Annotated in this window: 1 protein-coding gene; it reads left to right on the top strand. The window is 45.2% G+C overall.

Features of this window, described 5'->3' with window-relative positions; genetic code table 11:
* Nucleotides 1-89: 89 nt before the first annotated feature.
* A partial coding sequence (locus ACWHAR_RS28785; RefSeq protein ID WP_452088661.1) for a phosphopentomutase occupies nucleotides 90-626 on the top strand: 537 nt, incomplete at its 3' end.

Consider the following 626-nt stretch of genomic DNA (forward strand, 5'->3'; position numbering starts at 1 on the left):
TTGTCAACGGGAATGAAAACGATTTATACTTGAGTTGTCAGACCTCTTAGCGATACAATAGACGTATAGAAAAAAAGGAGGCTTTCAAGATGCCTGCATACAAATATAATCGTGTGTTTTTAATTGTGATGGACTCAGTCGGAATCGGCGAAGCGCCGGATGCCGCTGACTTTAATGACGAAGGCGCTCATACGCTCGGTCATATTGCCGAGCATATGAACGGATTACATATGCCGAATATGGCAAAGCTCGGCCTTGGTCTTATCGAAGATATCAAAGGTGTAGAAAAAACAGAACATCCGCTTGCCTATTATGGAAAAATGCAAGAAGCGTCAAACGGTAAAGATACGATGACCGGCCATTGGGAGATTATGGGTTTATACATTGATAAACCGTTTAAAGTGTTCCCGGAAGGCTTTCCTGATGAATTGCTTCAAGAGCTGGAAAAGAGATCTGGCCGCAAAATTATTGGAAACAAGCCGGCTTCCGGCACAGCGATTTTGGATGAGCTTGGCCAGGAGCACATGGAGACAGGGGCTTTGATTGTTTACACGTCTGCTGACTCTGTTCTGCAAATTGCCGCTCACGAAGAGGTTGTGCCGCTTGAGGAGCTGTATCGCATTTGC

The sequence above is a fragment of the Bacillus sp. LR--39 genome, assembly GCF_053613335.1.